Annotated in this window: 12 protein-coding genes; 2 read left to right on the top strand and 10 right to left on the bottom strand. The window is 62.1% G+C overall.

The window, feature by feature from the left end; all coding sequences use genetic code 11:
- Positions 1-1,310 (bottom strand): helicase-related protein (locus D588_RS28355; protein WP_017914909.1); only part of this gene is annotated, 1,310 nt, incomplete at its 3' end.
- Between the two features lie 97 nt (positions 1,311-1,407).
- On the opposite strand from D588_RS28355, the gene D588_RS0102935 reads away from it, so the two are divergent.
- On the top strand, positions 1,408-2,205 hold the full coding sequence (locus tag D588_RS0102935; protein ID WP_017914908.1) for a TatD family hydrolase: 798 nt from the start codon (positions 1,408-1,410) through the stop codon (positions 2,203-2,205).
- 332 nt (positions 2,206-2,537) lie between these two features.
- On the opposite strand, the gene D588_RS0102930 is transcribed toward D588_RS0102935, so the two are convergent.
- From D588_RS0102930 to D588_RS0102910, 9 genes are all read right to left on the bottom strand, one after another.
- The gene (locus D588_RS0102930) at positions 2,538-3,041 is read right to left on the bottom strand and encodes a hypothetical protein (protein WP_017914907.1); all 504 of its coding nucleotides are present in this window, start codon (positions 3,039-3,041) and stop codon (positions 2,538-2,540) included.
- Between the two features lie 183 nt (positions 3,042-3,224).
- The gene (panE, locus tag D588_RS0102925; protein WP_017914906.1) at positions 3,225-4,169 is read right to left on the bottom strand and encodes a 2-dehydropantoate 2-reductase; all 945 of its coding nucleotides are present in this window, start codon (positions 4,167-4,169) and stop codon (positions 3,225-3,227) included.
- Between the two features lie 163 nt (positions 4,170-4,332).
- On the bottom strand, positions 4,333-5,367 hold the full coding sequence (locus D588_RS27555) for a hypothetical protein (protein WP_157836402.1): 1,035 nt from the start codon (positions 5,365-5,367) through the stop codon (positions 4,333-4,335).
- Positions 5,343-5,882 (bottom strand): hypothetical protein, encoded by a 540-nt coding sequence (locus tag D588_RS27550; RefSeq protein WP_152240042.1) that lies wholly within the window; start codon positions 5,880-5,882, stop codon positions 5,343-5,345. The genes D588_RS27555 and D588_RS27550 overlap by 25 nt, the downstream gene beginning before the upstream one ends.
- 363 nt (positions 5,883-6,245) lie before the next feature.
- Positions 6,246-7,277: an OmpA family protein gene (locus D588_RS0102920; protein ID WP_232764206.1), complete on the bottom strand. Its 1,032-nt coding sequence runs from the start codon at positions 7,275-7,277 to the stop codon at positions 6,246-6,248.
- Between the two features lie 366 nt (positions 7,278-7,643).
- Complete coding sequence (locus D588_RS27545; RefSeq protein ID WP_157836401.1) at positions 7,644-8,642, bottom strand: hypothetical protein; 999 nt, start codon at positions 8,640-8,642, stop codon at positions 7,644-7,646.
- Between the two features lie 11 nt (positions 8,643-8,653).
- Positions 8,654-9,334 carry a hypothetical protein gene (locus tag D588_RS27540; protein WP_157836400.1) on the bottom strand — a complete coding sequence of 227 codons (681 nt, stop codon included), beginning with the start codon at positions 9,332-9,334 and terminating at the stop codon, positions 8,654-8,656.
- Between the two features lie 657 nt (positions 9,335-9,991).
- On the bottom strand, positions 9,992-10,807 hold the full coding sequence (locus D588_RS0102915) for an ABC transporter permease (protein WP_017907701.1): 816 nt from the start codon (positions 10,805-10,807) through the stop codon (positions 9,992-9,994).
- A 19-nt stretch (positions 10,808-10,826) separates the two neighbouring features.
- Positions 10,827-11,825, bottom strand: a complete 999-nt coding sequence (locus tag D588_RS0102910) for an ABC transporter ATP-binding protein (RefSeq protein ID WP_026143311.1) — start codon at positions 11,823-11,825, stop codon at positions 10,827-10,829.
- A gap of 137 nt (positions 11,826-11,962) precedes the next feature.
- Between D588_RS0102910 and D588_RS0102905 the strand changes: the two genes are divergently transcribed.
- Positions 11,963-12,673 (top strand): FAD-binding oxidoreductase, encoded by a 711-nt coding sequence (locus D588_RS0102905; RefSeq protein ID WP_017914903.1) that lies wholly within the window; start codon positions 11,963-11,965, stop codon positions 12,671-12,673.
- Positions 12,674-12,828 lie beyond the last annotated feature (155 nt).

Here is a 12,828-nt window from a genome sequence, read left to right as displayed (position 1 = left end):
TCGCGGGCGGCGGCGAGTGCGCCGGCCGGCGGCGGATCGACGAAGCGCAGGCCATCGCTGCCCCAGGCGGCCAGTTCCAGCGCCAGCCCGGCCAGCTCCACCTGCAGGATCTCGGCGCGGCGTTGCGCCTCCAGGCGTTGCGATTGCGGCCACAGCCGGTAGGTCCAGCCGCTGGCGACACGGCCGGCGCGGCCGGCGCGCTGATCGGCCGAGGCCTGGGCGATGGCGGTCACGTCCAGCCGCGAGAAGCCGCTGTTGGGATCGTAGTGCGGCTCCCGCGCCAGCCCGGCGTCGATCACCACGCGCACCCCGGGCAGCGTCACCGAGGACTCGGCGACGTTGGTCGCCAGCACCACGCGCCGCCGCCCTTGCGGATCCGGCTGCAACACCTTGGTCTGCTGCTCCACCGGCAACTCGCCATGCAGCGGCAGGACCTCCACTCCGCTCCCTTCTCCCCCCGGGAGAAGGTGGCGCGCAGCGCGGGATGAGGGTGCGCCAGAGGCGGTGCCGGCTGGAGTAGAGCCGGACGCGGCACCTGCTGGGGTAAAGCCAGCCGCGGCACCTGCTGGAGCAACACCCGCCGCACCACCCCCAACGCCCGCCGCCTCCAACGCCGCCTGTACCCGCCCGATCTCGCGCTGCCCGGGCAGGAACACCAGCACGTCGCCCGGGTGCTGCTGCAGCGCGTGCTCGACCGCGCGCCGGGTCTGCGCCTCCAGCGATTCCTCGCGCCGCGCGGGAAAGTGCGCGATCTCCACCGGGAAGCTGCGCCCGGCGCTGGACAGTCGCGGCGCGTCGAGGAACTGCGCCAGCCGCTCGCCGTCCAGCGTGGCCGACATCACCACGATGCGCAGGTCCTCGCGCACCTGCGCCTGCACGTCCAGGGCCAGCGCCAGGCCCAGGTCTGCGGCCAGGTGGCGCTCGTGGAACTCGTCGAACAGCAGCGCGCCGACGCCCTCAAGCATCGGGTCGTCCTGCAGCATGCGGGTCAGGATGCCCTCGGTGACCACCTCGATGCGGGTACGCGCGGACACCTTGTTCTCGAAGCGGATGCGGTAGCCCACGGTTTCGCCCGGCGTCTCGCCGCGCTGCCGGGCCATGAAGGCGGCGGCGCTGCGCGCGGCGACCCGGCGCGGCTCCAGCATCACGATGCGCCGGCCCTGCAGCCAGGGCGCGTCGAGCAGCGCCGGCGGCACCTGGGTGGTCTTGCCGGCGCCGGGCGGGGCTTCCAGCACCAGGCGCGGATGGGCAGCGAGGCTGTCGCGCAGTTGCGGCAGCAGCGGATCGATCGGAAACACGGCGGACGTCATCGGCAAAGGATACGGGGCCGCCGCGCCGCCGTGGAGCGGCGGTGGGCGCATGGCCCGTACAATTGGCTACTGTCCCAGCTGATTCCCGCGCAACCGCATGACCCTGATCGACATCGGCGCCAACCTCACCCACGAGTCCTTCGATCGCGACCGCGACGCGGTATTGGAGCGCGCCCGCGCCGCCGGCGTCGCGCAACTGGTGGTCACCGGCGCCAGCCGCGAGCACTCGCCGCTGGCGCTGCAACTGGCGCAGCAGCATCCGGGTGTGTTGTACGCCACCGCCGGCGTGCATCCGCATCACGCGGTGGAGTACACCGCCGAATGCGACGCCGAACTGCGCGCGCTGCATGCGCATGCCGAAGTGGTGGCGGTGGGCGAGTGCGGCCTGGACTACTTCCGCGATTTCTCCCCGCGGCCGGCGCAGCACCGCGCGTTCGAGCGGCAGCTGCAGCTGGCGGTGGACACCGGCAAGCCGCTGTTCCTGCACCAGCGCGACGCCCATGCCGACTTCATGGCGCTGATGCGCCAGTTCGACGGCAAGCACGGCCCGGCGGTGGTGCACTGCTTCACCGGCAGCCGCGAGGAACTGTTCGACTACCTCGACCGCGACTGGTACATCGGCATCACCGGCTGGCTGTGCGACGAGCGCCGCGGCGCGCATCTGCGCGAGCTGGTGAAGCACATTCCCGCCGAGCGGCTGATGATCGAGACCGATGCACCGTACCTGCTGCCGCGCACGCTCAAGCCGACGCCGAAGGACCGCCGCAACGAACCGGCGTTCCTGGCGCACATCGTCGAGGAGCTGGCACGCGATCGCGGCGAGGACGTGGCCACGGTCGCCGCGGCCAGCACTTCTGCCGCGCGGACATTCTTCCGTTTGCCGATGCCGGGCTGAGTACGTCGACGCGGCGGGTTTCGTGTTTGGGGATTCGTGATTGGGGATTGGGGATTCGTAAAAGCGCGCTTGGTTGTACGCGTCTTTTGTGGGAGCGGCTTCAGCCGCGACCGGGCAACGCGTCGCGGCGGATGGTCCGGTGGCCATGCCGATCCTCTGCGCGACCGTGCCGGCCGATGCGCCGGTGGAGATCCTGGACGGAGTGGGCTGGCATTTTCTTGTGGGAGGGACTTCAGTCCCGACGCTCGACGGTGTCAGTTGGCTTTAGTCTGCATTCGTCGCGGGTGAAGCCGCTGCCGCGCAGGTAACGCCATTGGCGGCACTACCGCCTCTCAATCGACCTGCGCGTCCTCGCGCTTGGCTTCCGCCATGGCTTCCGGCTCCAGTTCCTCGGCGCTGCGGTTGAGCTTGACGAACACGCCCCAGGCGATCAGCAGCAGCGCCGCGCACAGGCCCACGGCAGACGCGTAGGGCAGCTTGGACGGATCGTCGTGCATCAGTTCGAAGATCGACACCAGGGTCTCGATCGCCAGGGCGATGACGATGACCACGAAGAACCGCGACAGGTAGCGACGCACCCGGGTCGGTCCACTGACCTTGACGTCGCGCTGCACCTCTTCCTCGTAGATGGTCTGGCCCAGTTCCAGGGTCACCAGCGCCACGGTGAGCAGGCCGATCGCTTCCAGCACCACGTTGAAGCGGTCGCGTACCACCAGTTCGCCGCCCGGCGTCAGGCCGTGCCACAGCTCCAGCACGGCCATGCAGATCAGCCCGGCCGCGCACAGCAGGAACAGCAGGATGATGAGGAAATGCCCGCCGCGGAACAGTTTTTCCATGTGCGTGCCCGCTCGCTTGCCCCCTGTGTGGTGGGCGAGCATAGGCGCCAGGCGCGTCAGCGGCGCGCGAAGATGCAGTGCTGCCCTTGGGATGGCGCGGATACGGCATTGCCCGGAGCACCGTGGCGGGCGTGCGCAGGGCAGGAGCGCGTTGCGCGCGGCACCGGCTTTCCGCGGCAAACCTCAGCGCGCTGGCAGGCCGGCCTGGTACGCCTGCAGGTGGCAGTACGCCGCCATCAGCAGCGGCGCGTCCTGCCCGGCGGCGCGGGCGCGGACCAGCATGTCGCCGACGATCTGCTGCGCCTCCACCTGCTGCCCGGCTTCCAGGTCGCGCAGCATCGACGCCTTCATCGGCGAACCAGGCTGGGTCAGCAATTGCAGCGCGCTGGCCTGCGCCGCTTCCGGCACCGGTTCGCCGGCCGCCGCGGACACCGCCGTGCATTCGACATACAGGCCACGCACCAGCGCCACGCCATCGTCGCTGGCGACGATGCGTCCGATCGGCGCACGCATCAGGCAGGTGGCCGCGGCCAGCGCGGTGAGGAAGGTGTACTTGATCCATTGCTCTTGCGCGATCCGCGGCGTGGCCAGATGGTCCACGTCGGCCTGCGCGCAGGCCTCGGCCAGGGCGCGCACGCGCGCGCTGTCGGCACCGCGGCCGTCGCGCTCGCCGAAGGTCAGCGAGGCCGGCTTGGCCAGGTGCTGGATCGCGCCGTCGGCGTCGAGCACCGCGCTGATGAAACACAGCCCACCGATCACCCGCTCCGCACCGAAGCGCGCATCCAGCGCCCGGTAGTGGCGCAGGCCGTTGAGGATCGGCAACACGCTGGTGCCGTCGTGGACCGCCGGTGCCACCGCGTCCAGCGAACTTTCCAGGTCGTAGGCCTTGCAGCTCAGCAGCACCAGATCGAACGGCCGCGCCTGCGCCGCGCTGTGCAGCGTCTCGGCGGTGAGCGTGCTCACCGCGATCGCCGCGTCGCCGCGCGGGCTGCGGATGCGCAACCCATCGCGTTGCAGGCGTGCGGCCCGTGGTGGTCGCACCAGAAAGCTGACATCGACGCCGGCCTGGGCCAGGCGTCCGCCGAAATAACCGCCGGTCGCGCCGGCTCCGAGAATCAGAATACGCATGAGACGGCAGCAACAGTTGAGTCAAACGGATTCATCTTAACTCGGATTTCTCCCTTGGAACTAAATTAATCGCAGAATATTAATATCAAATTCACATGGGTGTGATGATTCATAGTTAATTTGCTCAAGCTCAAGAGTGGCACAAACATCGGTTGCTAAATGGTTATTGGAAATTCCGCAGATGATTGAACGCTTTGGCTGCGAATGCGGAGTGCTGTGAAACCAAGCTGGCTGGATTGGGAGTTTTAATGGTGCTAATCGTTACGATGAGATTTTCATGTAGAAATATTGATGTGGTGAAGTTGTTGATGGTGATGGTTTTTAATTTTGATCCTGACGGCGAGGGTGATGTGGCCGAAACTTCATTGCCTTCGCGTTGTTTCCACGCATCAAGCGCTCCTTCCTTGGATGTGTGCAATTCAGTCTGTAGCACTGCATTTACATAATAGTCCGCTGGCACGCCAGCTTCATCTGGGTAATGCGGCTTAGCAGCCTCGTATCTGCATTCATTAGGTGTCTTAAAGTCCGCTGCAACAACGGTAGCTGGACCCTTCAAAGAAGAAAGATTTATTTCTTCGCATAGCCCATTCTTTGAAATATAATAATCGGACTGGGGTGGGTCATTGCTATACGGCTGCAGTGTTAATCTTTTACAGTTGCTAGCAGCTAAAGATTTGTTTGCCTGCAAGCGATTCTTAGCATCTTCTCTAAGAGGATACGAGTTGCCCTTCCCAGAAAGACCATCTATTGACCCTCGCCACATGTTTGGAAGTGCCTCGCCGAGAGCAGGGCTGAATTTTCCGACCACATTGCTGTATATCCCAAGGCCACCCCCTAACTTATCGCCTTGAGCTATTTTTCTGAAGTTTGAATAATTTGTGAGTAGGTCTGGAGGGACAGGATTGTTGGTTACTGTTGATGCATAATTGACAACGGTATCTTCCAGAATTGTATAAGCTGCTTTTAGTGCCTCTTTGTCAATCCCTGTTAAATCTTCTAAAGAGGGTAGGTCAAAGTCTCTAGCCTGCTTATAGCTATCTAGGACAGGATGCTGCTCGCATTCTTGAGCTTTAGCTGATCCTGCAAAATTTAACGCTGTAAAGACCACTAGCAATGCGGCATTTCTCATTTGCCATTCCTTATAAATGTCATCTATGCACAATGATTTCAATGTCAATTTGTAGATTTTGATTTCCATGGGTCAAGCCCATAATCTATGGCTAGGTCTGAGGGGCAGCCAGCTGTCAAAAGTGAACTGGCGACGGACTTTCTGTATTTTTTATCGTTGTATTCAGCAAATGTTTGACCGATGCCAGTCAAAGCTTTTCGCGCTTCGTCTAAATCATCAGCTATTTGCATCAGCTCGCTAGCTGTCAATATAGACAAGCTCGAATCCGCAAGAATTCCAATCGTGCCGTAGAGCTCTTGTCCAGCTAGTACCGCATCAATGTTAGACTTGTTGTATATAATTGGGATGTCAACGGAAGTCTTTCCATATTCTGCTGAAGTCACTTGGTCGACTGTTGCGGTCCAGGCGTCTTCATAAAAGCTTTCCAATCGGTCGTGCTCTGTGTCTGTCAAGGCGTCAAGGCCAGGAAGCTCGACTTGGCGTGCAGATTTATATGCAACGAGGGCAGGGTGATCTACGCAGCTTGCTTTAGCATTCATGGATAAAGGAATGGCAAAAAACGCTGCCAAATACAATGCATTCATGGTAACCCTTTGATGGTCAATTTGGAATTATGCAAATTTCTAATCAATTAATATAATTGCATTTCTTTTGGGTGGTAAAAATGGCGGTGGCGCCGCAAGTGCATATTATTTTGAGGTGGTGTCGCAATGTTATCTGCCTCACTGGAGTTCGCGATACCTAAGGGCCGATTGTGACCCTGAACTCCGCTAAGCAATTGGTGCCGCCGACCCGATATTTGGATGAGGATTTTATTTTTTGCATGGCTCTAAGCCTTGGTGAGCTTACTTCGAAAAGTCAAGGTGTGAGTGGACGCATTGAGATAGATTTGTTGAAGCTACCCGAATGCGAGGATATTGCCAAATGCAATAAAAATTAAAGCGAGTTTAAGATTTCTTCGCCAACTCGACGCGGCGGTTCTGCGACTTGCCTTGCTCGGTCGCATTGTCCGCCACCGGGTCGGCATCGCCGAAGCCGGCCGCGGTCAGACGCGACGCATCGATATCCTGCGCGACGAGCGCGGCGACCACCGCCTTGGCGCGTCCTTCCGACAGCGTCTTGTTGTGCGCGGCATCGCCGGTGCCATCGGTATAGCCGTTGACGGCCAGCTTCAACGCGGCGTCCTGTTTGAGCAATTGCACGACCTGCGCGATCTGCGGCTGCGAATCGGGCAGGATGTCGATCTTGTCGGTGGCGAAGTTGACGTGCAGGGCCACCTTGCCGGTCTTGTCGATCTGCGTCTTCAGTTCGCTGGCCGGCAGCAGGCTGGCGGTGACCTGCAGCGGCTTGGTCTCGGCGATTAGCAGGCCGCCACCGAACTGGTAGCTGCACAGGTGGATCCAGATGTCGCGGTCGGCGCGATGCACGACGAAGACCTGCGCCGGGTTGTTCCAGATGTCGCCTAGGCCGCTGTTGTACTTGATTGCGAAATCGCGCGGCCATTCGTTGATCTTTTTTGTGGCGGCCTCGGGAATACGGCCGTCGAAGATCTTCTTGCCGCCGAGTGCGGTCACCACGGCCTCGATGTTGCGGGACAGTTCCAGGTCTGAGAAGGTCTTGCCCTGCGCCGCATCGATGTGCGCCGACCAGACCCTGCCCTCGACCGGCTGCAGCCGATCGCCGGTCCAGAACGGCACTTGGTCGAAGTCCGCGATATCGGGAGTACTGCCGGTGACATAGCCGGTGGGCAGCGCGATATAGGGGAAATCTCCGAGCGGGACGTCGGACACCGGGAGGCTGGCCGGGTCGAAGGCCGTGCTGGTGGCAGCGTGTTGCGTGGACGCGTCCTGCGTCGCGCTGGCGGTCGCCGCGGGAGGCGTCGCCTGATCGTCGGGATGCGCGGGCTGCTCATGCTTCTTGCAGGCGCTCAGGCTTGCGATGACGGCCAGGGCCAACGTCGCGGCTACTGCTCTTTTCACCCAGATACTCCTTGTCGGGGGACGAACCAAACTAGTGTAACGGCCAGCGCATGCGGGGAGCGGGTATGCCCCAGGCCTGCCGGGCGACTATCCAGCAGGGGCCTTCTTCGCCAAGGTCAGCGCATAGGGCGGACCAGGCGACACGCTGGATCTGGCGCTGCTCCGGGATCCTGGTGGTGAATCCACCAGGATCCGGAACGTCGCCAGGATTTGCAGGCATGCTTGGATTCGGCGTGTCGAACTGATCCTGGCCGATCACATCAAGCGCTGATGGGCACTACTCGTAAACAGCTTTGGGCACTCACGCCCGGGTGCATCTGGTGCCGTTTGTTTTGTAGGGGGCGCCGCTACTTGAAAATCAATGCATTATTTTGCGATCAGACGCTGCAATGTCTCCGTTGCCAGTGCGGGAAATGCGGACGATAGATCGGTCGGCTGGTCTTCCTTGACGAAAGATCCTGAGATGACGACTAGTGCATTCTTGTGGACTACAGCCAAGTCGTACCTTCCTTCGATTTCCCCTGCGCATAACAACTTGCCGGCGTCGTTCGTCACTTTTGCGCAGCGGAATGCTTCTTGATATTTCTCGAACTCTTCAAAGGCCCTAGATTCGCTGGGTGCAACGTAAACGGTTGTGTTTACGGTCGAGCTCCAGATGGTGTAGTACGGTGTCCCGTGGACAGTGTATTTGTCCTTGCCTCCAATATAGCTACAGGAGGCTTGTCCACCTTTGAAATCGGACTTGTGAAAATCTTCGACCTCGGGATCGCCTTGCCTGAATTTGGTCTGATAGGAAGCCTGATCGCAAAAGTCCGCCTCGCCGTAGTAGAGAGGAGTGGCTGGTGGCGGGGATCGATAGGGAGGGAGTGTCAACGTGCCTGTGCACCCGTCCTTCTTCAATTGCGTTGAAACGATCTTGCGGTTGTTCGCGTCCTCCAGTTCCGCTGTCGTGACCGGGGTTCCACCCAATGCCGTGAGCGTTTCCCTCCACATATTCGGCAGGATCTCGCCGAGCCTGGGGCTTATCGCTCCGACGATATTGGAATATATTCCGAGGCTTCCTCCCAGGTTGTCGCCTTCTATTATTTTCTTGAAGTTCGGAAGGTTGTTGATGATCTCGGTAGGAACAGGGCTTCCCAGCTTGTGTTGCGCATATTCCGTCACCACGGTTTGCGCGGTGGCGTAGACGCCTTCCAGTACCGCCTTGTCCGCGTCTGACAAGTCGTCCAGTGCTGGAATGTCCTGTTCCTTGACGGTCTCATAGAGGGGAAGGATCGGATGGGCGTCGCAGGTCTGCGCCAGCGCGGAGTCGGTGGCCCAGAAAAACAGCGCCGCAACGAGCGAAACTAGTGTCGATGGCTTCATAGCTCTCTCCTTTATTGGCAAAAAGATGGAACTTTTTTGCAAATCTGAGTCTGCGGCGCATCGTGCGGCGGGAGAGAGTAGTCTTTGCTCAAATCGACGGAGCATCCCTTGCTCTTCAAGTGATCCCTGACCAGCTTTCGGTATTTTTGGTCGTTTATTTCCGACAAGGAGAAGGCGCGAGGCCCTGGGGTGGATGCGAGCTTTAGTGTCTCGATCTCCTGAAGTGCCTTGTTCAGTAGATTGGCGTTCTCATAGGTGAGGACGTAATTGGAAAAACTTCCAAGCACTCCGCGGACCGATTCGGATTCGTCGTTCGCATTTATGATGGTTGCGATGTTGGCGGCGTTGGATAACGACGGACTGTAGTCGGTTTCGGAATCATCCTCGGCGATGATCTGGTCCTGAATTGCGGACGCGGCATTGGAGTAAAACTCATGGAGGCGGTTGAGCTGGCTGTCGTTGAGGCCGTCCAAATAGCTGAACTCGTTCTCTCTGGCCTGTTTGTATGCTACGACATATTCGTCGTTGCTACAGATCGACTGCGCCCCCGCGGCTTCGACTCCGGAAAAAGAAAAAGCTAGAAATAATAATGCTGTCGACTTCACGTGCTCTCCTTGTCGCTGTTGTAAATCCTGTTTAATCTGGCTGGCCGGTTTTCCTGCCCTTGTCGCGCAGATGTGCGTGAATGGCACCAACCAATGCATGTGCCGTAGGCCAGCAAGCTGATGTTGTACGCTGAATGTGACGGCTACGTGCTGGCGCATAAGACACCAAAGGCGCCGTAGCGTCAAATGCGATTCCTTTTTGATTGTGCTGCCCGTCACGTATTCTTGCGCTTGTTTTCGTGCATCAAGCGCTGGGGTGCACGCATTGCATGGCTGCGTGCCTCAATTGAGCGGTGTCGCAACGCCAAGACGCGTCGCGTCGGATGTTTTGCTACGAGATCGGCATGATCTCCTTGTTGTCTGGTCTGATCGACGCCGCATGGCCTGGCCGGACGGCTTTCGGCAAAACGGCGTCATTAGGACGCGTACGGCGCTCGGCTTGCGCTTTCCGCATGCAGGTCGTTCTGCCTGTAGGAGCCTTGCACACGACGGAGAACGTTGGTGCCACGCATGTAGCGCCTTGTTTCCCGATCAAAAACGTATTGGCAGGAAGGAGGTTGTAGCACGCGCAATCGCGTGTGCCCGCCAAAGCACCGAGCAAAGCAAGCTAGGGTTCATACGGCGCATTGCATTCGGCGCTTGCGTCCTCTCACCGACGATTGCCTGTGAAGACCCGGCGATTCTCGAAGGTTCGCGAGCGCCTCGAGCGGCGCCACCCCGATCGCAGCGGGCCCGGGCATTGGCTCAGCTCCGCAACCCCACCCCGCGCCGCAGCAGCCACAGCGCCAGCGCCGCCAGCACCGCGACGAAGCCCAGCATCAGGCTGTAGGCCACCCACACCGGCACGTCGCTGCTGCCGAGCAGGCCGTAGCGGAAGGCGTTGACCATGTAGAAGATCGGGTTGGCGTGGGTGGCGGCCTCGGCCCAGCCGGGCAGCAGCTTGACCGAGTAGAACACGCCGCCCAGGTAGGTCAGCGGGGTGAGGATGAAGGTCGGCACGATCGCCACGTCGTCGAACTTCTTCGCGTAGACCGCGTTGATGAAGCCGGCCAGGGAGAAGATGGTGGCGCCCAGCAGCACCGTGGTCAGGGTCACCAGCGGGTGCGGGATGCGCACCGGCGTGAAGAACATGGCGATGATCAGCACGATCACGCCGACCATCAGCCCGCGCAGCACCGCGCCGGCGACATAGCCCCACAGGATCACCCAGTTGGGCATCGGGCTGACCAGCAGTTCCTCGACGTGGCGGCCGAACTTGGCGCCGAAGAAGCTGGAGCTGATGTTGCCGTAGCTGTTCTGGATCACGCTCATCATCACCAGGCCGGGAACGATGAACTGCATGTAGCTGTAGCCGCCCATGTCGCCCACGCGCGAGCCGATGAGCCCGCCGAAGATCAGGAAGTACAGGGTCATGGTGATCGCCGGCGGCACCAGGGTCTGGCCCCAGATGCGCAGGATGCGCTTGACCTCGCGGCGCACGATGGTGCCCAGCGCGACCCAGTTGCGCTGGGCGGGCGTGGCGTCGGAAACGGGAAGGGTGGAATCGGTCTGGGTGGTCATGGTCGTCGCCGTGGGGGCATCAGGGAGTGGCGGACGGCGTCGCGCCGGCGGTGGCCGTTGCAGCGTCGCGGTGCTCGCCGGTGAGGCGCACGAACAGTTCCTCCAGGCGATTGCTCTTAGTGCGCATGGAGCGCACGCGGATGCCGGCGTCGCCCAGTGCGGCGAACACGCGGTTGAGGTCCATCGCCCGCGGCATGTCCAGGTCCAGGGTGTGCGCGTCTTGGGCGAGCAGGGTGGTGCCCTCGATCGCCGGCAACTGCGCCGGCAACTCGCCGTCGATGTCCAGGAGGAAGCCTTCCACGTCCAGCTTGGCCAGCAGGGCGCGCATCGGGCCCTGCTCGACGATGCGGCCGCGGTCGATGATCGCCAGGTTGCGGCACAGGCTCTCCGCTTCCTCCAGGTAGTGCGTGGTGAGGATGATGGTGGTGCCGGCGGCGTTGATCTCGCGCAGCACGCGCCACATGTCGCGGCGGATCTCGATGTCCACGCCGGCGGTGGGCTCGTCCAGGATCAGCAGGCGCGGCCGGGTCATCATCGCGCGGGCGATCATCAGCCGCCGCTTCATGCCGCCGGACAGGGTGCGGCTCATCACCTGGGCCTTCTCCCATAGGTGCGCACGCTTGAGTTCGGCTTCGGCCAGGCGCTCGGCCTCGGCGCGCGGCATGCCGTAGAAGCCGGCGTAGTTGACCAGGATGTCGAAGGGCTGCTCGAACAGGTTGAAGTTGATTTCCTGCGGCACCAGGCCGATCAGGCGCATCGCCGCGCTGCGCTGGCTGCTCAGGTCGGTGCCGAACACCTCGACCTGGCCGGCGCTGAGGTTGACCAGCGAGCTGATGATGCCGATCAAAGTCGACTTGCCGGCGCCATTGGGGCCGAGCAGAGCGAAGAAGTCGCCGGGCAGGACGTCCAGCGACACGCCGTGCAGGGCCTGCACGCCGTTGTCGTAGGTCTTGCGCAGGTCGCGCACGCGCAGGGCGGGCGCCGGCGTCTGGGGAGAAAGAGCAGGTGCGGGAGTCAAGGCGGGCCTTCGCGCCGCATCGACGGCGCAGGAGAAGTGCAGCCGTTATTATAGAAGACCTCGTGGGGTCGCCCCCGGCCACAGACTGTTGCATCTCCGTGCCTGCCCAATTCCCGCTGAAACTGGTCGACCGCCACATGCTGGCCCCGGCCGTCGGCCACTACCGCTTCGTCCGCGATGACGGCCAACCCCTGCCGTTTGTGCCCGGCCAGTTCGTGCAGGTGCACTTCCACTATGCCGATGGCACCGCGACCAAGCGCAGCTACTCGCTGGCCACGCGTCACGATCCGGCACAACCGGCCGATGCCACCGTGGAGATCGCGGTCAGCTTCGTCGCCGGCGGCGCGGCCACCGCGCTGTTCGAAGGCCTGGAGATCGGCGGGCAGGTCTGCGCCAGCGGCCCGTACGGACGTTTCTGCCTGCAGCCGGGCGACAGCAACCGTCGCTATCTGCTGATCGCCACCGGCACCGGCGTCACGCCGTACCGCTCGATGCTGCCGCTGCTGGAAGCGGCGATGGCCGAGCGCGGCGTGGAAGTGGTGCTGCTGCTGGGCGCGCGCACCCCGGCCGAACTGCTGTACGGCGACGAATTCCGCGCCTTCGCCGATGCGCATCCCGGTTTCCGCTTCGTGCCGTGTTTCTCGCGCGAGCTGCCGGAGACGCCGCATCCGGACGTGCGGCATGGCTACGTGCAGCAGTTCCTGGGAGAGTTCGCGCCGCAGGCCGAAGGCGACATCGCCTACCTGTGCGGCAATCCGAACATGGTCGATGCCTGCTTCGATGCGCTGAAGGAGGCTGGCCTGCCGGTGCAGCACATCCGCCGCGAGAAGTACGTCAGCAGCAAGTAACGGCCGCTGTCGGCGCCGGACATCCCGCGTAGGCGCGGCTTCAGCCGCGGCCGCTTCACTTGCAGGTCCGTCCAGGGCGAAGCTGCGTGTTTCCGAAGCGTCGAGCGCGCTTCGCGCCCGTACCCTCACCCCAACCCCTCTCCCGGCGGGAGAGG

This window comes from Xanthomonas sp. SHU 308 (genome assembly GCF_000364645.1).
Lineage (GTDB): Bacteria > Pseudomonadota > Gammaproteobacteria > Xanthomonadales > Xanthomonadaceae > Xanthomonas_A > Xanthomonas_A sontii.
Note: the sequence above shows the minus strand (reverse complement) of the source record. Positions and strands in the feature narration are given on the sequence as shown.

Bases quoted from the DNA above. Each gene is read 5' to 3' on its own strand.
- panE (WP_017914906.1), bottom strand. From the start codon at position 4,169: ATGCGTATTCTGATTCTCGGAGCCGGCGCGACCGGCGGTTATTTCGGC.
- D588_RS27555 (WP_157836402.1), bottom strand. From the start codon at position 5,367: ATGGAAATCAAAATCTACAAATTGACATTGAAATCATTGTGCATAGAT.
- D588_RS0102935 (WP_017914908.1), top strand. From the start codon at position 1,408: ATGACCCTGATCGACATCGGCGCCAACCTCACCCACGAGTCCTTCGAT.
- D588_RS27545 (WP_157836401.1), bottom strand. From the start codon at position 8,642: ATGAAGCCATCGACACTAGTTTCGCTCGTTGCGGCGCTGTTTTTCTGG.
- D588_RS0102915 (WP_017907701.1), bottom strand. From the start codon at position 10,807: ATGACCACCCAGACCGATTCCACCCTTCCCGTTTCCGACGCCACGCCC.
- D588_RS0102930 (WP_017914907.1), bottom strand. From the start codon at position 3,041: ATGGAAAAACTGTTCCGCGGCGGGCATTTCCTCATCATCCTGCTGTTC.
- D588_RS27550 (WP_152240042.1), bottom strand. From the start codon at position 5,882: ATGAATGCATTGTATTTGGCAGCGTTTTTTGCCATTCCTTTATCCATG.
- D588_RS0102905 (WP_017914903.1), top strand. From the start codon at position 11,963: ATGCTGGCCCCGGCCGTCGGCCACTACCGCTTCGTCCGCGATGACGGC.